The organism is Denitratisoma sp. DHT3, from assembly GCF_007833355.1.
Classification (GTDB): domain Bacteria; phylum Pseudomonadota; class Gammaproteobacteria; order Burkholderiales; family Rhodocyclaceae; genus Denitratisoma.
The window spans coordinates 305,798-326,688 of sequence record NZ_CP020914.1 but is presented as its reverse complement, the minus strand read 5'-3'; the positions used below and the strand labels follow the sequence as shown (position 1 = coordinate 326,688).

Annotated in this window: 17 protein-coding genes; 6 read left to right on the top strand and 11 right to left on the bottom strand. The window is 65.1% G+C overall.

Going from position 1 to position 20,891, the window contains the following annotated elements; all coding sequences use genetic code 11:
• Positions 1 to 3: 3 nt before the first annotated feature.
• The 5 genes from B9N43_RS01495 to sucC all read right to left on the bottom strand — a co-directional run bounded on the left by B9N43_RS01495 (position 4) and on the right by sucC (position 6,171).
• On the bottom strand, positions 4 to 2,229 hold the full coding sequence (locus B9N43_RS01495) for a CHASE2 domain-containing protein (protein ID WP_145840576.1): 2,226 nt from the start codon (positions 2,227 to 2,229) through the stop codon (positions 4 to 6).
• A gap of 32 nt (positions 2,230 to 2,261) precedes the next feature.
• Positions 2,262 to 3,005, bottom strand: coding sequence for an FHA domain-containing protein (locus B9N43_RS01490; protein WP_145840575.1), 744 nt, complete (start codon positions 3,003 to 3,005; stop codon positions 2,262 to 2,264).
• Positions 3,006 to 3,013: 8 nt separating this feature from the next.
• Positions 3,014 to 3,832: a Stp1/IreP family PP2C-type Ser/Thr phosphatase gene (locus tag B9N43_RS01485; RefSeq protein WP_409994722.1), complete on the bottom strand. Its 819-nt coding sequence runs from the start codon at positions 3,830 to 3,832 to the stop codon at positions 3,014 to 3,016.
• Positions 3,833 to 4,105: 273 nt separating this feature from the next.
• Positions 4,106 to 4,999, bottom strand: coding sequence for a succinate--CoA ligase subunit alpha (gene sucD, locus B9N43_RS01480; protein WP_145840574.1), 894 nt, complete (start codon positions 4,997 to 4,999; stop codon positions 4,106 to 4,108).
• A gap of 11 nt (positions 5,000 to 5,010) precedes the next feature.
• Entirely contained in the window at positions 5,011 to 6,171 is a 1,161-nt protein-coding gene (gene sucC, locus B9N43_RS01475; RefSeq protein ID WP_145840573.1) for an ADP-forming succinate--CoA ligase subunit beta, read from the bottom strand.
• Positions 6,172 to 6,516: 345 nt separating this feature from the next.
• Here sucC and msrA point away from each other — a divergent pair, with 345 nt between their 5' ends.
• Positions 6,517 to 7,047, top strand: a complete 531-nt coding sequence (gene msrA, locus B9N43_RS01470; protein WP_145840572.1) for a peptide-methionine (S)-S-oxide reductase MsrA — start codon at positions 6,517 to 6,519, stop codon at positions 7,045 to 7,047.
• Positions 7,048 to 7,065: 18 nt separating this feature from the next.
• On the opposite strand, the gene B9N43_RS01465 is transcribed toward msrA, so the two are convergent.
• The 5 genes from B9N43_RS01465 to aceE are packed head-to-tail and all read right to left on the bottom strand — an operon-like array spanning position 7,066 to position 13,982.
• Complete coding sequence (locus B9N43_RS01465) at positions 7,066 to 7,515, bottom strand: nuclear transport factor 2 family protein (protein WP_145840571.1); 450 nt, start codon at positions 7,513 to 7,515, stop codon at positions 7,066 to 7,068.
• Positions 7,516 to 7,556: 41 nt separating this feature from the next.
• Complete coding sequence (lpdA, locus tag B9N43_RS01460) at positions 7,557 to 9,326, bottom strand: dihydrolipoyl dehydrogenase (RefSeq protein ID WP_145840570.1); 1,770 nt, start codon at positions 9,324 to 9,326, stop codon at positions 7,557 to 7,559.
• A 24-nt stretch (positions 9,327 to 9,350) separates the two neighbouring features.
• Positions 9,351 to 9,923, bottom strand: a complete 573-nt coding sequence (locus B9N43_RS01455; RefSeq protein ID WP_145840569.1) for an MFS transporter — start codon at positions 9,921 to 9,923, stop codon at positions 9,351 to 9,353.
• Positions 9,920 to 11,293 carry a dihydrolipoyllysine-residue acetyltransferase gene (gene aceF / locus B9N43_RS01450; protein WP_145840568.1) on the bottom strand — a complete coding sequence of 458 codons (1,374 nt, stop codon included), beginning with the start codon at positions 11,291 to 11,293 and terminating at the stop codon, positions 9,920 to 9,922. Before aceF ends, B9N43_RS01455 begins: the two co-directional genes overlap by 4 nt.
• A gap of 10 nt (positions 11,294 to 11,303) precedes the next feature.
• The gene (aceE, locus tag B9N43_RS01445; protein ID WP_145840567.1) at positions 11,304 to 13,982 is read right to left on the bottom strand and encodes a pyruvate dehydrogenase (acetyl-transferring), homodimeric type; all 2,679 of its coding nucleotides are present in this window, start codon (positions 13,980 to 13,982) and stop codon (positions 11,304 to 11,306) included.
• 210 nt (positions 13,983 to 14,192) lie between these two features.
• Between aceE and B9N43_RS01440 the strand changes: the two genes are divergently transcribed.
• Genes B9N43_RS01440 through B9N43_RS01425 form a run of 4 tightly spaced genes read left to right on the top strand, consistent with a single transcriptional unit; the run spans position 14,193 to position 18,698 of the window.
• Entirely contained in the window at positions 14,193 to 14,789 is a 597-nt protein-coding gene (locus tag B9N43_RS01440) for a 2-oxoacid:acceptor oxidoreductase family protein (protein ID WP_145840566.1), read from the top strand.
• Positions 14,782 to 16,035 (top strand): pyruvate ferredoxin oxidoreductase, encoded by a 1,254-nt coding sequence (gene porA, locus B9N43_RS01435; RefSeq protein WP_145840565.1) that lies wholly within the window; start codon positions 14,782 to 14,784, stop codon positions 16,033 to 16,035. The genes B9N43_RS01440 and porA overlap by 8 nt, the downstream gene beginning before the upstream one ends.
• A gap of 14 nt (positions 16,036 to 16,049) precedes the next feature.
• Positions 16,050 to 17,045 carry a thiamine pyrophosphate-dependent enzyme gene (locus B9N43_RS01430; RefSeq protein ID WP_145840564.1) on the top strand — a complete coding sequence of 332 codons (996 nt, stop codon included), beginning with the start codon at positions 16,050 to 16,052 and terminating at the stop codon, positions 17,043 to 17,045.
• A gap of 27 nt (positions 17,046 to 17,072) precedes the next feature.
• A complete protein-coding gene (locus B9N43_RS01425) occupies positions 17,073 to 18,698 on the top strand; it encodes an NAD(P)-binding protein (RefSeq protein WP_145840563.1) in 1,626 nt (541 codons plus the stop codon).
• A 75-nt stretch (positions 18,699 to 18,773) separates the two neighbouring features.
• On the opposite strand, the gene B9N43_RS01420 is transcribed toward B9N43_RS01425, so the two are convergent.
• The gene (locus B9N43_RS01420; protein WP_145840562.1) at positions 18,774 to 19,583 is read right to left on the bottom strand and encodes an SDR family NAD(P)-dependent oxidoreductase; all 810 of its coding nucleotides are present in this window, start codon (positions 19,581 to 19,583) and stop codon (positions 18,774 to 18,776) included.
• A gap of 238 nt (positions 19,584 to 19,821) precedes the next feature.
• Here B9N43_RS01420 and B9N43_RS01415 point away from each other — a divergent pair, with 238 nt between their 5' ends.
• Positions 19,822 to 20,805 carry an IS481 family transposase gene (locus B9N43_RS01415; protein WP_145840561.1) on the top strand — a complete coding sequence of 328 codons (984 nt, stop codon included), beginning with the start codon at positions 19,822 to 19,824 and terminating at the stop codon, positions 20,803 to 20,805.
• The last annotated feature ends 86 nt before the right edge of the window (positions 20,806 to 20,891 follow it).

Sequence of the window (20,891 nt, the reverse complement as noted above, 5' to 3'; positions counted from 1 at the left end):
GCGTTACTTGGTCTCGAACTTCCACACGCCGTCCCAATCGGCGCCTGGAGGTTCCTTGCGGTAATGAGCGATGCGCTGGGCATAGAGTTCATACAAATGGAGGGGTGCCATTCGGGCAAGATCGGTCAGCGCCAGTTCCGCCTGGTCCCATTCCTGGCTGCGGTAGGCCCGCAGGGCCTGGTTCCAGAGCTTGAGCTCCTCATGCACCGATTTTTCCACGCGCCCCTCCAGACCCAGGGGCTCATGGATGGCGACCGGCTCGTCCTTGCCCTTCACCCGGACTCGATCCAGTTCCCGGAAAACGATCTCCTTCCTGAGCGTTTCGCGCGTGGCCTCGCCGACAATGATGCCGACGCCGTACTGCTTGGTGATGCTCTCGAGACGGGAGCCCAGATTCACGGCATCTCCCATCACCGTGTAGGCCTTTCGCACCGGCGACCCCATGTCGCCGACCGTCATTATCCCGGTATTCACGCCGATGCCGATCTTGAGCGCCGGCCAGCCCTTGGCCGTCAACACCTGGTTCAGCTCCAGCAACGCCTGCTGCATGCCCATGGCCGCCATCACGGCCTGGCGGGCATGTTGGGGGTCGGCCATCGGCGCCCCCCAAAATGCCATGATCGCGTCCCCGATATACTTGTCCAGGGTTCCCCGATGCTCCCGGATCACCTTCGTCATCGCCCCCAGGTACTCATTCATCAACGCGGCCAGTTGATCGGGCTCCATGCCTTCGGAGATCGTCGTGAATCCGCGCACGTCGGAAAACAGCACCGTCAGTTCCGCCCGGCGCCCGTTCATGCTGTAATTTTCCGGATTTCTGGCCATCTCGTCGACCAGTTCGGGGGGCACGTACTGGCCGAAGAGTTCGGCGAACTGACGCTTGCTGCGCGACTCGACAAAATAGCCCCAGGACATGTTGAGGCCATAGAGCAACAGCACCAGAACCACCGCGTTCGCCAGCGGCAGCACCAGATTACCCATCTGCCAGAAGGCGAGGTTCACGCCCACGATGAACAGCAGCACGGCCAACGCCACGCCCGTAGCGCGCAGGGGCGACAGCAGCGGCAGCAGGAACACCATGACGCCGCCCGCCAACATCAGCAGCATCACGTCGGCACCCAGCACATAGGCGGGCTTGTATTTGATGCTGCCATCGAGCATTCCGGCCACCAAGTTGGCATGAATCTCCACGCCGGGGTAGGCATTGCCCACCGGCGTGACCCGCAGATCCATCAGGCCCGGCGCCGTGGTCCCCACGATGACGATGCGGCCGTCGAGCTGCGCTGGCGAAACCCGGTCCGCCAACACGTCCGCCATCGGAATATAGCGGTAGCTGCCCCGATAACCCCGATACGGCACCAGGCTGGCGGCGTTCTCGTCCACCGGAATGCCGAGCGTCCCCTTGGCCGTCGGCAGCTCGATCCACTCCATGTCGGCATAGGTCTTGGCGTCGGTATTGGCTGGAAAGCCCGGCACCACTTTCGGCTGTCCCAGCGCCAAGCGCACCAGGGCCAGGGAAAGGGACTCGTAGTAGGCCCCCTTGTACTCGACGATCATCGGCACCCGGCGCGAAACGCCATCGAAATCCACCAGGGGATTGATGTGGCCGCCGGCGGCGGCAGCCTGTTGGAACTCCGCCAGGTTTCCGCCGTGCCCGTTCCAGTGGGTGAAGGCGATGTTCCGCCCCTGAAAGGTTCCCTCCGGCAACACCGGTTCCGGCAAGGCGCCGTTGGCCGACTTCCCGGCCAAGCTGGACAGGTAAAAGCCCAGCGCGACGGAACGCCCCCGCAGCGCCCTGGCAAACCGGGCGTCATGGTCCAGATGGGGTCGCAAATCGCGCAGGGAGGCCTGGAAGGCCGTACTGTCCCTCAACTCCCGGCCGGCCAGCGATTCCAGCGTCTTCAGGCCGGAACTGTCGTCGCGTTCCGCAAACACCACATCGAAGCCGAGCACCGCGATCTTGTAGCGATCGAAAAGCTTATCCACCAGATCGGCGAGCTTGTCCCGCCCCCAGGGCCAGCGCCCCACTTCGGCGAGTGATTGCTCGTCGATGTCGAGAATCACCACGCGATCATCCGCCCGCTGCGGCATCGTCAGACGCAGCTTGGCATCGTAGGCAATGGCGTCCAGATGGCTGATCAGGGGAATCTGGTAGAGCTGGGCCGAATGGCCGAGCAGAACCAGCAGGACCACGAGCCCCAACGCGTAGCGGACCAGACGCTGCTTCATGGAGTCACCGGGATCGGGCCGTTCGCCAAGGGCTAGGCCTTAAGGAAGAATTCCATCTTCACCCCGGCAAGTTCGATGATGTCGTGATCCGCCAGGGCATGGGCCTGGGCATCCAGGGTCTTGCCATTGACGATGGGGAATTGGGCGCCCTCGACATGAGTGATGAAATAACCATGTGGGCGGCGGGCGATGACGGCCACCTGCACGCCCGGCTTGCCGAGGGTGGTGAGGGTCTTCACCAGTTCCAGCTCCTTCCCGGAATTGGCGCCGGTCAGCACCTGAATGGCGCCCAAGGACAAGGCCGGCGGCGCTGCGGCGGACGCCGCAGCGGGCGCGGGAGCGGCCATCGTACCCGCGGCGGGAGCGCCCCCGACCCCGATCTGCGTATCGCCGAAGCTCTTTTGCGACATCTGCTCCGCGGTCTTGCGCATCATGTCGGGGCGCAGGATCATGGTCCGTTCGAAATCGTTTGCCCCGCTCTGCTGGATGGCCTCGCTGATGTACTTGAGCCGGTACTTGCCCAGCTCGACGACATCGCCGTGCTGCAAGAAATGCTTTTTTACCGACTGGCCATTGACGAAAGTGCCATTGGTGCTGTCCAGGTCCTCCAGGAACGAATCATTGAGAATCGTGACAATCACCGCATGCTCGCCGGAAATGGCCAGGTTGTCGATCTGAATGTCGTTGTGCGGCTTGCGACCGATGGTCGTGCGCTCCTTGGCAAGCGGAATTTCCTTGAGCAGCAGACCGTCCATACTGAGAATGAGCTTGGCCATTTTTATCCTCAACGCTCCAGCAATTTCCCGAACCAGGCGATCAACCTGGCGAGCCCGCCCTGGGGAGCCGGAAAAGCCTGTTTGACTTTGATCACGATCACCGAAACATTGTCGCGCCCACCGTTATCGTTGGCCATCTGGACCAGTTGAGTGGCACATAATTCCAGATTAGCGGCGAGCATCTGCAAGGTCATCGCGATCTCATCGTCCTCCACCATGTCGTTGAGCCCGTCGGAGCAAAGCAGGTAGACGTCGCCGGGCTCGACATCATAATCGCGGATTTCCGGCTCGACGGCGGGGGCGACGCCCAAGGCGCGGGTCACCAGATTCTTGTTCTGCGAATAGCGCGCCTCTTCCGCCGTGATCGCCCCACTGTCGATCTGTTCCTGAAGCAACGAATGATCCCGGGTGATCTGCCTGAAATCGTCGCCGCGGCAGCGGTAGAGACGGGAGTCGCCGATATGGGCGACCGTCATTTTGTTGTCGTGGAAAAGCGCCATCACCAGCGTCGTACCCATGCCGGCATACTGGGGTTGGCTTCGCGCCACCTGGAAAATCGAGGTGTTGGCGCCGGCGATCTGCTCCTGGATGATCCGATGCACCGCCGCCGGATGGCCTGAGCCGTTCGCCAAGGCATGCTCCAGCCCATTTCCGAGTGCGGCGACGGCCATGCCGCTGGCCACCTCGCCGGCGTTGTGCCCCCCCATCCCGTCGGCCAGCACCGCCAGCCCCAGGATGGGGTTGGCCATGATGGAATCCTCATTGCCGGCACGGACCATTCCCGGTTCGGAACGGCAGGCGATCTCCAGGCAGGACGTCAGATCCACGCGCCGCTCCTCACGCTTGTGCTCCGGCAGCCAGCGTATTCACGCAACACAATCGGCCAGCCAAAATCCGGCATTGTTCTTTTTCATTTCTTATCCAGGCTCCCGGTGACACCGGATCTGCAACAAGATCACGTAGAAACAAAGCAATATTGGCAATTCTTGCAGTCGGATTTCAGCAGAGTCAAATATTTTCTCCCATTCGTCAATCGCGATTAAAAAAAACCCGCCGGGGAACCGGCGGGTTTTCATGGGGAAACGGTACTGATCCGGCGATTACAGCATGGCCTTCAGCAGCTTGCCCATTTCGGACGGGTTGCGCGTCACCTTGAAGCCGCACTCTTCCATGATGGCGAGCTTGGCGTCGGCGGTGTCGGCGCCGCCGGAGATCAGGGCGCCGGCATGGCCCATGCGCTTGCCCGGAGGCGCGGTGACGCCGGCGATGAAGCCGACGATCGGCTTCTTCATGTTGTCCTTGCACCAGCGGGCGGCTTCGGCCTCGTCGGGACCGCCGATCTCGCCGATCATGATCACGGCGTCGGTATCGGGATCGTCGTTGAACATGCGCATCACGTCGATGTGCTTCAGACCGTTGATCGGGTCACCGCCGATACCGACCGCCGACGACTGGCCGAGGCCGATCTCGGTGAGCTGAGCCACGGCTTCGTAGGTCAGCGTGCCGGAACGGGACACCACGCCGATGCGGCCCTTGCGGTGGATGTGGCCGGGCATGATGCCGATCTTGATTTCGTCGGGGGTGATCAGACCGGGGCAGTTGGGGCCCAGCAGCAGGGTTTCCTTGCCGCCCTTGGCCACCTTCTGCTTCATCTTGTTGCGCACCATCAGCATGTCGCGCACGGGAATGCCCTCGGTGATGCAGATCGCCAGATCCAGGTCGGCCTCGCAGGCTTCCCAGATCGCGTCGGCGGCGCCGGCGGGCGGCACGTAGATCACGGAAACGGTGGCGCCGGTCTCGGCGGCGGCTTCCTTGACGGAAGCGTAGATGGGGATATCGAAGATCTTCTCGCCCGCCTTCTTCGGGTTCACCCCGGCGACGAAGCAGTTCTTGCCATTGGCGTATTCCTGGCACTTCTCGGTGTGGAACTGGCCGGTCTTGCCGGTGATGCCCTGGGTGATGACCTTGGTGTCTTTGTTGATCAGGATGGACATTCAAAAACTCCTTACTTGACCGCAGCGACGATCTTGGTGGCCGCTTCGGCCATGGTGTCGGCGGAGATGATGGGCAGGCCGGAATCCTTCAGGATCTGCTTGCCCAGCTCCTCGTTGGTGCCCTTCATGCGCACCACCAGGGGCACGGACAGATGGGTTTCGCGGGCAGCGGTGACCACGCCGGTGGCGATGGTGTCGCATTTCATGATGCCGCCGAAGATGTTCACCAGGATGCCCTTGACCTTGGGGTTCTTGAGCATGATCTTGAAGGCCTCGGTCACCTTCTCGGTGGTGGCGCCGCCGCCCACGTCGAGGAAGTTGGCCGGCTCGGCGCCGAACAGCTTGATGGTGTCCATGGTGGCCATGGCCAGGCCGGCGCCGTTCACCAGGCAGCCGATGTTGCCGTCCAGGGAGATGTAGGCCAGATCGAACTTGGAAGCCTCGATCTCGTCGGCGTCCTCTTCGTCCAGGTCGCGGTAGGCGACGATCTCGGGATGACGGTAGAGGGCGTTGGAATCGAAGTTGAACTTGGCGTCCAGGGCCTTGATGTTGCCGTTGCCTTCCAGGATCAGCGGGTTGATTTCCGCCAGGGAGGCGTCGGTCTCCATGTAGCACTGGTAGAGCTTCTGGATCTCGGCCTTGGCCTGGGCCACGGAGCCCTCGGGCACGCCGATGCCGCGGGCCAGGTTCTCGGCCTGTTGGTCGGTCAGGCCGGTCAGGGGATCGGCGAATTCCTTGAGGATCTTCTCGGGGGTGGCGTGGGCCACTTCCTCGATGTCCATGCCGCCTTCGGAGGAAGCCATCACGGCCACTTTCTGGGTGGCGCGGTCGGTCAGCACGGCCAGGTAGTACTCCTTCTTGATGTCGGCGCCTTCCTCGATCAGAAGACGATTCACCTTCTGGCCGGCGGCGCCGGTCTGGTGGGTGACCAACTGCATGCCGAGGATCTGACCGGCGTATTGGCGAACTTCATCCATGGACTTGGCGACCTTGACGCCACCGCCCTTGCCGCGACCGCCGGCGTGGATCTGGGCCTTCACCACCCAGACCTTGCCGCCCAGTTCCTCGGCGACCTTGACCGCCTCGTCGACGGAAAAGGCAGGCTTGCCGCGCGGCGTGGTCACGCCGAACTTTCTCAGGATTTCCTTGCCCTGATATTCATGGATCTTCATGCGTCTTCCTTGCTATCGAAGTGCGTTGTGAATGCGGCCAGCGGAACCGGCCCGGCGATCTCCGGCGAGTCGCCGGGGATATTTGCCGCCGGCTGCCGGCGACAAAATAAGCGCAAGATGATAACACGCGAGGGGTTTTCCCCGAAAGCCGCTGAGGATCGGGGGATCACGCGATCCCTGTCTGACGCCGGGTCTGGATGGGACGGAAGCGGTGGCCGACGGCGCGTGGGACATTGAAAATCCCGGCAATGCCGGTACGATGTCCTGACGGCGCATCCATTGGCCGTCCCGTCCGTGATTCTGGGCGGGGATGATAATCGGCATCTTCCGCCTGGAGCGCAGATCATGATCCAAACAGCCACACTCGGCGGCGGTTGCTTCTGGTGCGTGGAAGCGGCCCTGAAGCAACTGGACGGCGTCGTCTCCGCCGTCTCCGGCTATTGCGGCGGCCACCTGGACGATCCGGACTACCGGACCGTCTGCGCCGGAGAAAGCGGCCATGCGGAAGTGGTCCGGTTCGAGTTCGACCCCGCCCGGCTGGACTATCGGACCCTGCTGCTGGCTTTTTTCGCCATCCACGACCCGACCACCCTCAACCGCCAGGGCCACGACGTGGGCAGCCAGTACCGATCGGCGATCTTCACCCACGACGAGGAACAGGCGCGCGTCGCCCGCGACCTGGTCGCCGAACTGAACCGGGAGGGCGCCTGGCCCGATCCCATCGTCACCGAAATCCGCCCCGCGCCCCGCTTCTGGCCGGCCGAGGACTATCACCAGGACTATTTCGCCCACAATCCGCAACAGGGCTACTGCCAGGCCGTGGTGGCGCCCAAGGTGGCCAAGCTGCGCCAGCGCTTCCGCGACCGGCTGAAATAGGCGCTCCGCGGCGATGCCTCAGTTGCCGCCCCCCACCCCCTGCGGCACGTTGAAGTCGTAGCAGCGCTCCTCGACCAGTTGACAGATGCGCCAGCCGGCGGTGGTCCGCACAAACTGGTCCACGTACCAGAGACCGAAGAACATCACCTGGCTGCTGCCGTCCGGCAGCGCCATTGCCATGGGATTGAAGCAGATCGCCCGGCAGGTGGCGGCGTCGCCCGCCAGCTTGACGTCGAAATTGCCCAGCATGTGCTGGTGGTGCGGAAAACGCGCCAAGGCCCCGGCCAGCCAGGCCTTGACCTCCGGATAACCGCCGTCGATGCCGCCCATGGCGCGGTAATCGATGTAGGCATCCGGCGTGAACAGCCGGTCCAGGGCGTCGAAATCCATGCGGTCGATGGCGTCGGAATAGTCCACCATCAGTTGCTGGATCTCCAGCCGGTCGGAAATCTCCTGCAAGCTCAACATGCCGCCTTCCCCCTTGCGTCAACACTGAAAGGCGGCAGTGTCTACTTCTTCCGGGGCGGCGGCAAATCCGTGCAACTGCCGTGGGCGACTTCCGCCGCCAGGCCGATGGTCTCGCCCAGGGTCGGGTGGGGATGGATGGTCTTGCCGATATCCAGCGCGTCGGCGCCCATCTCGATCGCCAGGGCCAGCTCGCCGATCATGTCGCCGGCGCCGGGACCGACGATGCCGCCGCCGACGGTGCGCCGGGTCTCGGCATCGAAGACCAGCTTGGTCACGCCGTAGTCGGCGCCGTTGGCGATGGCGCGGCCCGAGGCGGCCCAGGGGAAGCGCGCCACCTCGACGGCGCGACCGGTTTTTTCCGCCTCGTCCTCGCCCAGGCCCACCCAGGCCACTTCCGGATGGGTGTAGGCGACGCCCGGAATCACGCTGGCATCGAAATGGCTCTTCTGCCCGGCGGCCGCTTCCGCCGCCACGTGTCCCTCATGCACCGCCTTGTGGGCCAGCATCGGCTGGCCGACGATGTCGCCGATGGCGAAGATGTGCGGCACGTTGGTGCGCATCTGGCTGTCCACCGCGATGAAACCGCGTTCGCCGACGGCCACGCCGGCCTTGTCGGCGCCGATCCTGGCGCCGTTGGGCGCGCGGCCAGCCGCCTGGAGGATCAGGTCGTAGCGCTGGGCCTCCGCCGGCGCCTGCTCGCCCTCGAAGGTCACCCAGAGCCCGTCCACCTTCGCTTCCACGGACGCGGTGCGCGTCCTCAGCATCACCTTGGCAAAGCGGTCGGCGTTGCGCTTTTCCCAGATCTTGACCAGGTCCCGGTCGGGCCCCTGCATCAGGCCGTCGAGCATCTCGACCACGTCGATCCGCGCACCCAGGGCGGAATACACCGTGGCCATTTCGAGGCCGATGATGCCGCCGCCGATCACCAGCATGCGCTCGGGACGACCGCGCAGCTCCAGCGCACCGGTGGAATCGACGATGCGCGGATCGTCGGGCAAAAATGGCAGGCGCACGGCTTGCGAGCCCGCGGCGATGATGCACTGGCGGAAGCGGATCACCTGGCGTTCGCCGCTGCGCTCCGAGCCGCCGCCCCCGGTCAGTTCCACTTCCAGATGATGATCGTCCAGGAAGCGGCCGACGCCCCGCACGGTGCGCACCTTGCGCGCCTTGGCCATGCCGGCGAGGCCGCCGGTGAGCTTGGCGACCACCTTGTCCTTGTGGGCGCGCAGGGCGTCGATGTCGACCGTCGGCGTGCCGAAGCGGACGCCGAAGGCCTCGGCATGCGCCGCCTCCTCGATCGCCGCCGCCACGTGCAGCAACGCCTTGGAAGGAATGCAGCCGACGTTCAGGCAGACCCCGCCCAAGGTGCCGTAGCGTTCCACCAGCAGCGTATCCAGCCCGAGGTCGGCGGCGCGGAAAGCCGCCGAATAACCGCCGGGACCGGCGCCGAGCACCAGCAGTTCGCACTCCTGATCGGCGTTCCCGGCCCAGGCCGAAGGCGCGGGGGCGACTGGAGCCTCTCCTCGACCGATTGCGGGAGAGGGGCTGGGGGCAAGGGAGTGGACCGAGGCGGACGCCTCCAGCAGAACGACGAGCGCGCCCTCCGACACCTTGTCGCCGACCTTGACCTTCACTTCCTTCACCACACCGGCGGCGGGGCTGGGCACATCCATCGTGGTCTTGTCCGACTCCAGCGTGACCAGGCTGTCCTCGGCCGCCACCGTGTCGCCGGCCCCGACGTGGATTTCGATCACTGGCACATCCTTGAAGTCGCCGATATCCGGCACCCTCACTTCGATCAACTGATTCATCGCGACTCCTTTCCCCGTCCGCGCTCAGGCGCCGGCGAGCTTGAGGGTATGGATCACCACCGGACCGCCCGAGGCCGTGTCGAACTCGATGCCGGCCATCACGCCCAGGGCGGCGATCTGCGAGGCCGTGCCCTCCCCGTCGTAGGCGGAATACATCGCGCCCAGCGCATAGTTGCGCCCCGAGCCGATGCCCCAGAAGCGATCGAACTCGAACACCTCGCGCAGTGAATAGACGCCGTAGATGCCGGTCTCGTTGACGATCAGGGCCGTGATCTGGGAGGACTCGTAGGGATCGCCCTCGTCCTCCTTGGGATTCAGGTAGGCGTGCTCCTTGAGCACGGGATGCAGCCGGCGGAAGGTTTCGTACACCTCCATCCGCGACCCCAGCCTCGGCTCGGACAACTGCGCCATCGCCGACTCCAGCACCAGGTGGTGGGCGGAACTGCCGCAGATGCCGATCCAGGAGCCGGCCAAGTGCAGGATCTTGTCGTGCTCGCCCTTGTAGGAACGTCCCAGGCGGGTGTCGCCAAAGGTGGTCATCGAGTCGGCGGCGATCGCCACCTCGTCCCCCTTGCGCACAACGGTGATGGTGGTCACAGCAGGGATCTCCTCAGATCGGCCAGCAATTGACCCAGATAGGTGGTGAAGCGCGCCGCCGCCGCGCCGTCGACCACCCGGTGGTCGTAGGACAGGGAGAGCGGCAGCATCAGGCGCGGTTCGAACTCGCGGCCGTTCCAGCGGGGCCGGGTCTCGGATTTCGAGACGCCCAGGATGGCCACCTCCGGCGCGTTGATGATGGGCGTGAACGCCGTGCCGCCGATGCCGCCAAGGCTGGAAATGGAGAAGCAGCCGCCCTGCATCTCGGCCGGCGCCAGCTTGCCCTCCCGCGCCTTCTTCGCCAGGGTCGCGGTCTCGGCGGCCAGTTCCAGCACGGTCTTCTTGTCCACGTCGCGGATCACCGGCACCACCAGGCCATTGGGCGTGTCGGCGGCGAAGCCGAGATGGAAGTACTGCTTGAGGACAAGGTTGTCGCCGTCGAGAGAGGCGTTGAACTCGGGGAATTTCCGCAAGGCGGAGACGCAGGCCTTGAGCAGGAAAGCCAGCATCGTGAGCTTGGCGCCGCCGCTCTTTTCGCTCTCCTGGTTCACCTGCGTCCGGAAGGCCTCCAGGTCGGTGACGTCGGCCTCGTCGAACTGGGTGACGTGGGGAATCATCGCCCAGTTGCGGGCCAGGTTGGCGCCCGAGAGCTTCTTGATCCGCGACAGGGGCTGGCTCTGCACCGGCCCGAACTTGGCGAAATCCACCTGCGGCCAGGGCAGCAGATTGAGCCCGCCGGCGGCAGTCGGCGCCGGCGATGCCGACGCGGCGCCGCTCACCAGGCCCTTCACGTAACGCTGCACGTCTTCCCGCAGGATGCGGCCCTTGGGGCCGCTGCCGGTCAGCCTGCCGACCTCCACGCCCAGTTCGCGGGCATAGGCCCGCACCGATGGGCTGGCATGAGCCTTGTGCCCCCCCATCATTTCCGCCGCCATCTGGCCCGGTGAAGGCACATGGCTGGGTGACGGCGCCAGGATCGGCTCCTGCTCCGCCGGGCGGAAGCGGCCCAGTTCGTCCTCGCGGTCCTCGGCCGGCGGCGCGCTCGGTTCCGCCGATGCGATTACCGACGCGACCACCGGTGCCTGGGCGACCGGCTGAGCGGCGGGCGGCGCGGAAGCGGGCAGCGCCGTGTCGGCCTCCAGCACCATGATCACCGTGCCTTCGGAAACCTTGTCGCCCAGCCCGATCCGCACTTCCTTCACGGTTCCGGCCGCCGGAGCCGGCACGTCCATCGTCGCCTTGTCGGACTCCAGGGTGATCAGGCTGTCCTCGGCCGCCACCGCGTCGCCGGCCTTGACGTGGATCTCGATCACCGGGATGGCGCCGAAGTCGCCGATATCCGGCACCTTCACTTCAAGCAACTGGCTCATCTTCGGCTCCTCAGACGCGGGTGGGGTTGGGTTTGTTCGGATCGAGACCGTACTTGGTCACCGCCTCCGCCGCCATGCCGCCGTCGACCGCACCCTCGTCCACCAGGGCGCGCAAGGCCGCCAGGGTGATCCAGTGGCGATCCACCTCGAAGAAATGCCTCAGCTTCTCCCGCGTGTCGGAGCGGCCGAAGCCATCGGTGCCGAGCACCCGGTAGGCGCGGGGCACGAATGCGCGGATCTGCTCGGCGTAGAGCTTCATGTAGTCGGTGGCGGCGATCACCGGGCCGCGGGTGTCCGCCAGGCAGGCGCCGACATGCGGCACACGCTGCTCGTCGTTGGGGTGGAGCAGGTTCCAGCGCGCGCAGTCCTGGCCGTCCCGCGCCAACTCGTTGAAGGAGGGGCAGCCCCACAGGTCCGCTTCCACGCCCCAGTCGCTCTTCAGCAGATCGGCGGCGGCGATGGCCTCGCGGAAGATCGCGCCGGAGCCGAGCAACTGCACGCGCGGGCCGTTGGAGGCGGCGCCCTTCCTGAACAGGTACATGCCCTTCAGGATGTCGGGGGCCGCGCCTTCGGGCATCGCCGGGTGCTCGTAGTTCTCGTTCAGCACCGTCAGGTAGTAATACACGTCCTGCTGCTCGGCCACCATGCGGCGCAGGCCGTCCTGCACGATCACCGCCACCTCGTAGGCGAAGGTGGGGTCGTAGGCGATGCAGTTGGGCACGGTCGCCGCCAGGACCTGGCTGTGGCCGTCCTCGTGCTGCAAACCCTCGCCGTTCAGCGTGGTGCGGCCCGAGGTGCCGCCCACCAGGAAGCCGCGCGAGCGGGAGTCGCCGGCGGCCCAGGCCAGGTCGCCGAAACGCTGGAAGCCGAACATCGAATAGAAGACGTAGAACGGGATCATCTGCACGCCGTGGGTCGAGTAGGAGGTGGCGGCGGCGATCCAGCTGGCCATGGCGCCCGCCTCGTTGATCCCTTCCTGGAGGATCTGGCCGTTCTTGGACTCCTTGTAGAACATCAACTGATCGGCGTCCTGCGGCACGTACTTCTGGCCGTCCTGGTTCCAGATGCCGATCTGGCGGAACAGCCCCTCCATGCCGAAGGTGCGGGACTCGTCCACCACGATGGGCACCACCCGCTTGCCGATCAGTTTGTCCTTCAGCAGCACGTTGAGGATGCGCACGAAAGCCATGGTGGTGGAGAACTCGCGCCCCTCGCCGCCCCCCTTCAACTGCGCCTCGAAGGCCGACAGCGGCGGCACCGGCAGCGACTCCACGGCCCGCCGGCGCTTGGCCAGATAGCCGCCCAGGGCCATGCGGTGTTCGCGCATGTAGTTGAGCTCCGGCGAGCCTTCCTCGAACGTCAGGTAGGGCAGGCTTTCCAGTTCCTCGTCCTTGATCGGCAGCTTGAAGCGGTCGCGGAAGGCCTTCAGCGAGGTGGTGCCCATCTTCTTCTGCTGGTGGGTGATGTTCTGGGCCTCGCCCGACTCGCCCATGCCGTAGCCCTTGATGGTCTTGGCCAGGATCACCGTGGGCTGGCCCTTGTGATTCGCCGCCGCGTGGTAGGCCGCATAGACCTTGTGGGGATCGTGGCCGCCGCGGTTCAGGCGCCAGATCTCGTCGTCGCTCCAGTTGGCGACCATTTTCGCCAGCTCCGGATACTTGCCGAAGAAATGCTGGCGCACATAGGCGCCATCCCTGGATTTGAAGGTCTGATAGTCGCCGTCGACGCACTCCATCATGCGCTGGCGCAGCAGGCCCGTCTTGTCCTGGGCCAGCAGCGGGTCCCAGTAGCTGCCCCAGATCACCTTGATCACGTTCCAGCCGGCGCCGCGGAAGTCGGACTCCAGTTCCTGGATGATCTTGCCATTGCCGCGCACCGGGCCGTCCAGGCGCTGCAGATTGCAATTGACGATGAAGATCAGGTTGTCGAGCTTCTCGCGGCCGGCCATGCCGATGGCGCCCATCGACTCGGGCTCGTCCATCTCGCCGTCGCCCATGAACGCCCAGACCTTGCGGCCGCTGGTTTCGGCCAGGCCCCGATCCTGCAGATACTTCATGAAGCGGGCCTGGTAGATGGCCTGCAGCGGCCCCAGGCCCATGGAGACCGTGGGGAATTGCCAGAACTCCGGCATCAGCCAGGGATGGGGATAGGAGGACAGCCCCTTGCCGTCCACCTCGCGCCGGAAGTTGTTGAGCTGCTCCTCGGAGAGCCCGCCCAGCATGAAGGCCCGGGCATAGACGCCGGGCGCCGAATGGCCCTGGATGAGGACCAGATCGCTGCCCTGGGGGGAGTCGATGCCATGCCAGAAATGGTTGTAGCCGACGTCGAACAGCGTCGCGGCGGAAGCGAAGCTGGCGATGTGGCCGCCCAGCCCCGAATCGTCCTTGTTGGCGCGCAACACCATCGCCAGGGCGTTCCAGCGCACGTAGGCGCGGATGCGGTTTTCGATGGCGTAGTCGCCCGGCGCGATGATCTGCCGGTCCGGCGGAATGGTGTTGATGTATTCGGTATTGGCGCTGTAGGGCAGGTTGATGCCCGCGCGTTGGCCCAGTTTGATCAGGCGTTCGATCAGGTAGTGGGCCCTTTCCGGTCCCACCTGCTCGATCACCGCTTCCAGAGCGTCCAGCCACTCGAGGGTTTCCTGGGGATCGGCATCGCCGGACGCCAGCAGGGACGGCAAGGAACTCATCGTTTCCTCCTCGTGAGAGTTGTTGTTGTCGCTTGAGGGTAGCAAGCGTTCCGCCTAGCTTAAACCATGACCGGAAGGTAGCCCGGTTGGTTGCCAATATTTTGCAATGCGAGATCAAAAACCGTATTGCGAAACATAGTATCCAAAGATGACGCGACCGGCAAGGCGGGTTAACCTACGGATACACTCGAAGACAAGGAGCCAGGCCCGATGTTCCAGGTAAGAATCCACGGTCGCGGCGGCCAAGGCGTGGTCACCGCCGCCGAGACGCTGTCCGTCGCCGCCTTCGACGAAGGCCGCCATGCCCAGGCCTTCCCCAGCTTCGGTTCGGAGCGTACCGGCGCGCCGGTGGTGGCCTTCTGCCGCATCGACGACCGCGAGATCCGGCTGCGCGAACCCATCATGGAGCCCGACGCCCTGATCATCCAGGACCCCACCCTGCTCCACCAGGTCGATGTCTTCGCCGGCCTCAAGCGGGACGGCTACATCCTGATCAATACTTCCCGCAGCTTCGAGGCGCTGGGACTGGGCGAATTCGTCCGCGGCTGCCGCCCGGAACGGTTGTGCACCGTGCCGGCCACGGAAATTTCACTGAGGCACCTGGGCCGGTCTCTGCCCAACGTGCCGCTGCTGGGCGGTTTCGCCGCCCTTTCCGGGCTGATCCAACTGGAATCGGTGGCCAAGGCGATCCGTGAGCGCTTCCCGGCCAAGGTGGCCGAAGGCAACGTCGTCGCCGCCGGCGAGGCCTTCGATGTCGTCCGCGCCGAAATGGCGGCCACCCTCGCAAAGGAACCCGGCCATGCTTAAGCAGATGGAAGGTTCCCGCGCCGTGGCGGAAGCGGTGGCGCTGTGCCGCCCCGAAGTGATCTGCGCCTATCCGATCTCGCCGCAGACCCATATCGTCGAGGCCCTCGGCGAGCTGGTGAAGACCGGCGCCCTGAGCCCCTGCGAGTTCGTCAACGTGGAATCGGAATTCGCCGCGATGTCGGTGGCCATCGGCGCCTCCGCCGCCGGCGCCCGCGCCTACACCGCGACCGCCAGCCAGGGCCTGCTCTACATGGCGGAAGCGGTGTACAACGCATCGGGGCTGGGCCTGCCGATCGTGATGACCATCGCCAACCGCGCCATCGGTGCGCCGATCAACATCTGGAACGATCACTCCGACTCCCTTTCGCAGCGCGACTCCGGCTGGCTGCAATTGTTCGCCGAGACCAACCAGGAGGCCCTGGACCTGCACATCCAGGCTTTCCGCCTGGCCGAGGAGCTGTCGATGCCGGTGATGGTCTGCATGGACGGTTTCATCCTGACCCACGCCTACGAGCGGGTGGACATGCCCGGGCAGGCCCAGGTGGACGCCTACCTGCCGCCCTATGCGCCGCGCCAGGTGCTGGACCCGGCCGAACCGGTCTCCATCGGCGCCATGGTCGGCCCCGAGGCCTTCATGGAAGTGCGCTATCTGGCCCACGCCAAACAGATGCAGGCCCTGGCGCGCATCCCCGAATACGCCGCCGATTTCCGGGAAATCTTCGGCCGCGACAGCGGCGGCCTGGTGCGTCCCTACCGCACCGAGGACGCCGCAACCATCGTCGTGGCGATGGGCTCGGTGCTGGGCACCATCAAGGACACCATCGACGAAATGCGCGCCGACGGCCACGCCATCGGCGCGCTGGGCATCGTCAGCTACCGCCCCTTCCCGCTGGACGCGGTACGGGCCGCCCTGGCCGGCGCCAAGCGCGTGGTGGTGCTGGAAAAGAGCCTGGCGGTAGGCATCGGCGGAATCCTGTCCACCGACGTGCGGATGGCCCTGTCGGGCCTGCAGCTACTTGGCTACACCGTGATCGCCGGCCTCGGCGGCCGCGCCATCACCAAGAAGTCGCTGCACAAGCTGTTCCGGGAAGCGGAACGGGACGCGCTGGATCACCTCACCTTCCTCGACCTCGACCGGGCCATCGTGGACCGGCAACTGGAACGGGAACGGCAGATGCGCCGCTCCGGCCCCATCGCCGAGAACCTGCTGCGCGACGTGGGCGTCGTCGCCGCCAGAAATTACTGAACAGGAGCGCGGCGATGGCCTTCCAACCCGTCAAGTTCTACCAGACCGGCACCTTCACCGTCGGCAACCGCCTGCTGGAGACGCAGCAGCGCAGCGTCCAGTCCAGCGCAAAGCGCTTCAACTCCATCAACTCCGGCCACCGCGCCTGCCAGGGCTGCGGCGAGGCGCTGGGCGCGCGCTACGCCATCGATGCCGCGATGGAAGCCTGCGGCGGCCAGATGGTGGCCGCCAACGCCACCGGCTGCCTGGAGGTTTTTTCCACGCCGTATCCGGAAACCTCCTGGCAGATTCCCTGGATCCACTCGGTGTTCGGCAACACCGCGGCCGTCGCCACCGGCATCGCCGCGGCGATGAAGGTCAAGGGCAATCCGGTGCGCGTGGTCGCCCAGGGCGGCGACGGCGGCACCACCGACATCGGCTTCGGTTGCCTGTCGGGCATGTTCGAGCGCAACGACGACGTGCTCTACATCTGCTACGACAACCAGGGCTACATGAACACCGGCGTGCAGCGCTCCTCCGCCACCCCGCCGGCGGCCCGAACCGCCACCACGGCGGCGGTGGGCGCGGAGCCGGGCAACGTCTTCGGCCAGGGCAAGTTCGTCCCGGCGATCGCCCTGGCGCACGAGATTCCCTATGTCGCCACCGCCACCGTGGCCGATCTGCACGACTTGGAAACCAAGGTGCGGCGGGCCATGGGCATCCGCGGCGCCCGCTACATCCACATCCTGGTGCCCTGCCCGCTGGGCTGGGGCACCGCCTCCCACGACACGATCCGCATCGCCCGGCTGGCCAAGGAGACCGGTCTGTTCCCGGTGTTCGAAGCGGAAGGCGGCGAGATCACCGGTGCGCTGAAAATCCGCAAGCCGCTGCCGGTGGAGGACTACCTGCGGCCGCAGAAACGCTATGCCCACCTGTTCGCGCCGACCCCGCGCAACGAGGTGATCGCCCAACTCCAGGCCCTGGCCGAGCGCAACATCCGCCGCTACCGACTGACCGAGGAATCCCGATGACCACCCGCCATTCCGGAGAACATCGCCATGGATAAGCCCTTCGCCATCACCCTCGACGTCGGTTCCAGCCTGGCCAACCGCACCGGCTCCTGGCGCACCGCCCGGCCCGTGTATGTCGACCGCCTGCCGCCCTGCAATGCCGCCTGCCCCGCCGGCGAAAACATCCAAGGCTGGCTGTTCCATGCCGAGTCCGGCGACTACGAGTCCGCCTGGCGCGTGCTTACCGAGGACAACCCGCTGCCCGCGATCATGGGCCGGGTCTGCTACCACCCCTGCCAGAGCGCCTGCAACCGGGGACAACTGGACGAGGCGGTGGGCATCAACGCGGTGGAGCGTTTCCTCGGCGACGAGGCGATCAAGCAGGGCTGGGCCTTCGCCAAACCCGCGCAGTCGAGCGGCAAGCGGGTGCTGGTGGTCGGCGCCGGTCCCTCCGGCCTGTCCGCCGCCTACCACCTGGCGCGGCTGGGACATCAGGTGGAAGTCCACGAAGCCGGCCCGCTGGCCGGCGGCATGATGCGCTTCGGCATCCCCCAGTACCGCCTGCCTCGCGCCGTGCTGGAGGCGGAAGTCCAGCGCATCCTCGACCTGGGGGTGACGCTGAGGCTCGACCGGAAAGTGGAACGGATTCTCGACGCCATGCGGGAAGGCCGTTTCGACGCCGCCTTCCTCGCCGTCGGCGCCCATATCGGCAAGCGCGCCTACATTCCCGCCGGCGACGCGGCGCGGATCATGGACGCGGTCTCCCTGCTGCGCTCCATGGAAGGCGACGAGAAGCCGCTGCTGGGGCGCAAGGTAGTGGTCTACGGCGGCGGCAACACCGCCATCGACGCCGCCCGCACCGCGCGGCGACTGGGCGCCACCGAGGCGGTGATCGTCTACCGCCGCACCCGGGACCGGATGCCGGCGCACGACTTCGAGGTGGAGGAAGCTTTGCAGGAAGGCGTGATGATCAAGTGGCTGTCCACCATCAAGCGCGCCGACGAGGGTGCGCTCACGGTGGAGAAGATGGAACTGGACGCCAGCGGGTTCCCCCAGCCCACCGGCGAGTTCGAGACCATCGAGGCCGACGCCCTGGTGCTGGCCCTGGGCCAGGACGTCGATCTGTCCCTGCTGGAGGGCGTGCCCGGCCTGAAGATCCATGATGGCGTGGTGCAGGTGGGCGCCGACATGATGACCGGCCATCCCGGCATCTTCGCCGGCGGCGACATGGTGCCCTCGGAACGCACCGTCACCGTGGCCGTGGGCCACGGCAAAAAAGCGGCCCGCCACATCGACGCCTGGCTCCACGGCCGCGCCTACGCGCCGCCGCCCAAGCACGCGGTCGCCACCCACGACAAGTTGAACACCTGGTATTACACCGACGCCCCCCACCAGCAGCGGCCGATGCTCGACGCCGCCCGGCGCCAGAGCAACTTCGAGGAAGTGAAGGGCGGACTCGGCGAGGACAACGCCCTGTTCGAAGCCCGGCGCTGCCTGTCCTGCGGCAACTGTTTCGAATGCGACAACTGCTACGGCGTCTGCCCCGACAACGCCGTGATCAAGCTGGGGCCGGGCCGGCGCTTCCGCTTCAACTACGACTACTGCAAGGGCTGCGGGCTGTGCGTTGCCGAGTGCCCGTGCGGCGCCATTGAAATGCAACCCGAACAGATCTGACGCGCCGGGTACTGCGATCAATCACGGCCCGCTGCCGAATGGAGGGGGCGTGGCAGCGGTCCGCCCCCCCTGCCGTCAGGTGCCTCCCGCCATCCAAGGCACACCGTTGATGTGGCTGCCGCCATCGACGAACAGGGTGTTGCCGGTGAGATAGCGGGCATCGTCGCTGGCCAGGAACAGCGCCACGCTGCCGATGTCGAACTCCGGGTCACCCATCCGTCCCATCGGATTCAGTTTCAGCATCTGGGCGGCATTCTCGGGCTGGGCCGCGGCGAACTTCTTGTAGGCCTCGGTGGCCGCGCCGGGGCAGATGATGTTGCAGCAGATCTGATGCTGAGCCCACTCACGGGCAGCGGTACGGGTCAACGCGCGCAACGCCTCCTTGGCCGAGTTGTACTCCAGAGTGTAGGGATGGGCATTGACGCCGTTCAGCGATGCCAGATTGATGATGCGGCCCCATTGTCGTTCCTTCATCAGCGGGAAAACGGCCTGCATGGCCCAGAAGGCGGACATGTAGCCGATCTTGAAGGCGTGATCCAGGTCCTCGTCGACCTTGGCTTCCACGGGGGACATGTTCTTGCCACCCGGCCGTGAGGCCCAGGCATTGTTCACCAGGATGTCGACCGTGCCGAAGGCCTTCACCACAGCATCCACCATGGACAGCACCTGGACCTTGTCGCGCACATCCACGGTCAGTGCCAACGCCTTGGCGCCGTTGGCGCCAAAGTCCCGGCGGATTTCCTCCGCTGCCGCCTGGCCCGCCGCCTCGTTGTACTCCGCGATCACCACCGCCGCCCCCTCGGCCGCGAGGCGACGCGCGATTCCCTTGCCGATACCGAGACCGGCCCCGGTAACGATGGCCGTTCTGTTTGCAAGTCTGCCCATGCGTGACTCCTCCTGATCGAAAATAGTTTTTTAGGACGTTTGGCTTGGCGATTGTAACAACAACGCCACCGCCAACATTCGCCGGCGCAAGCCGGTTCATCCTCGTCAGACGGAGCTAGCGTTGGTCGCGTAGTTGTTGCATCCCGTGTGATCATATCCCGCTTCGTAGCTGGCCACTCTTTCGAGCAAGAGAAGTGATGCGTGGTCTGATTGAAACCTTGAAAGCGAAGCAAGCGACATGAGTGAAGTCCACGCCCAAGCCCGAACGACCCCTCGAACGCGAACAGAGATCAAGCAGTCATCCGCATCGCTGGCTGAGTTGGCAGAACGCTACAACATCAGCGTAGCGACCGCGCGTAAGTGGAAGCGGCGCGATAGTCCGGAGGATTTATCGCACCGCCCGCACAAGCTCTGTACCACGCTGACGCCTGCGCAAGAGGCGATTGTCGTGGCGTTACGGCGCCTGACGCTGCTGCCGTTAGATGACCTGGTGGCTGTGGTGCGCGAATTCATCAATCCGGAAGTCTCGCGCTCGGGACTGGATCGCTGCTTGCGCCGCCATGGCGTGGCCAACCTGCGCCAACAACAAGCCGAGGCACTGGCCGATGCAGGCGAAATCCAGCCCTCTGTCAAAACCTTCAAGGATTACGAGCCAGGCTTCCTGCACATGGATATCAAGTACTTACCGCAGATGCCCGACGAAAAAGAGCGGCGCTACCTGTTTGTGGCTATCGATCGCGCCACACGCTGGGTGTTCATGCATATCTATGCCGATCAAAGCGAGCGTAGCAGCGTGGATTTTTTGAACCGCCTGGAACGCGCCGCACCGATGAAGATCGTCAAACTGCTCACGGACAACGGCAGCCAGTTTACCGACCGCTTCACAAGCAAAAAGCGTGAGCCCACAGGACGCCACGTCTTTGATGTACGCTGCGCGGCGCTGAACATCGAGCACCGCCTGTGCCCGCCACGCCACCCGCAGACCAACGGGATGGTCGAGCGTTTCAATGGCCGAATCAGTGAGGTGGTGAGCCAGACCCGATTTGCTTCAGCCGCTGAGTTGGAGACGACGCTTGCGCGCTATGTAAAAACCTACAACCAGCAGATTCCGCAGCGCGCACTCAACCATCGTTCTCCCATTCAGGCGCTCAAGGAATGGCAGCAGAAAAAACCAGAATTGTTCAAAAAACGTGTTTATAACCAGGCGGGACTAGACACGTAGTGAAGGAGTCACCGGATACTGCTGCGCAATATTAAAAATAACCGCGCCAATGCTTGACTCGCCGAGAGTTAAGGTATAAAAATGAT

Bases quoted from the DNA above. Each gene is read 5' to 3' on its own strand.
- B9N43_RS01495 (WP_145840576.1), bottom strand. From the start codon at position 2,229: ATGAAGCAGCGTCTGGTCCGCTACGCGTTGGGGCTCGTGGTCCTGCTG.
- B9N43_RS01490 (WP_145840575.1), bottom strand. From the start codon at position 3,005: ATGGCCAAGCTCATTCTCAGTATGGACGGTCTGCTGCTCAAGGAAATT.
- sucD (WP_145840574.1), bottom strand. From the start codon at position 4,999: ATGTCCATCCTGATCAACAAAGACACCAAGGTCATCACCCAGGGCATC.
- sucC (WP_145840573.1), bottom strand. From the start codon at position 6,171: ATGAAGATCCATGAATATCAGGGCAAGGAAATCCTGAGAAAGTTCGGC.
- msrA (WP_145840572.1), top strand. From the start codon at position 6,517: ATGATCCAAACAGCCACACTCGGCGGCGGTTGCTTCTGGTGCGTGGAA.
- B9N43_RS01465 (WP_145840571.1), bottom strand. From the start codon at position 7,515: ATGTTGAGCTTGCAGGAGATTTCCGACCGGCTGGAGATCCAGCAACTG.
- lpdA (WP_145840570.1), bottom strand. From the start codon at position 9,326: ATGAATCAGTTGATCGAAGTGAGGGTGCCGGATATCGGCGACTTCAAG.
- aceF (WP_145840568.1), bottom strand. From the start codon at position 11,293: ATGAGCCAGTTGCTTGAAGTGAAGGTGCCGGATATCGGCGACTTCGGC.
- aceE (WP_145840567.1), bottom strand. From the start codon at position 13,982: ATGAGTTCCTTGCCGTCCCTGCTGGCGTCCGGCGATGCCGATCCCCAG.
- B9N43_RS01440 (WP_145840566.1), top strand. From the start codon at position 14,193: ATGTTCCAGGTAAGAATCCACGGTCGCGGCGGCCAAGGCGTGGTCACC.
- porA (WP_145840565.1), top strand. From the start codon at position 14,782: ATGCTTAAGCAGATGGAAGGTTCCCGCGCCGTGGCGGAAGCGGTGGCG.
- B9N43_RS01430 (WP_145840564.1), top strand. From the start codon at position 16,050: ATGGCCTTCCAACCCGTCAAGTTCTACCAGACCGGCACCTTCACCGTC.
- B9N43_RS01425 (WP_145840563.1), top strand. From the start codon at position 17,073: ATGGATAAGCCCTTCGCCATCACCCTCGACGTCGGTTCCAGCCTGGCC.
- B9N43_RS01420 (WP_145840562.1), bottom strand. From the start codon at position 19,583: ATGGGCAGACTTGCAAACAGAACGGCCATCGTTACCGGGGCCGGTCTC.
- B9N43_RS01415 (WP_145840561.1), top strand. From the start codon at position 19,822: ATGAGTGAAGTCCACGCCCAAGCCCGAACGACCCCTCGAACGCGAACA.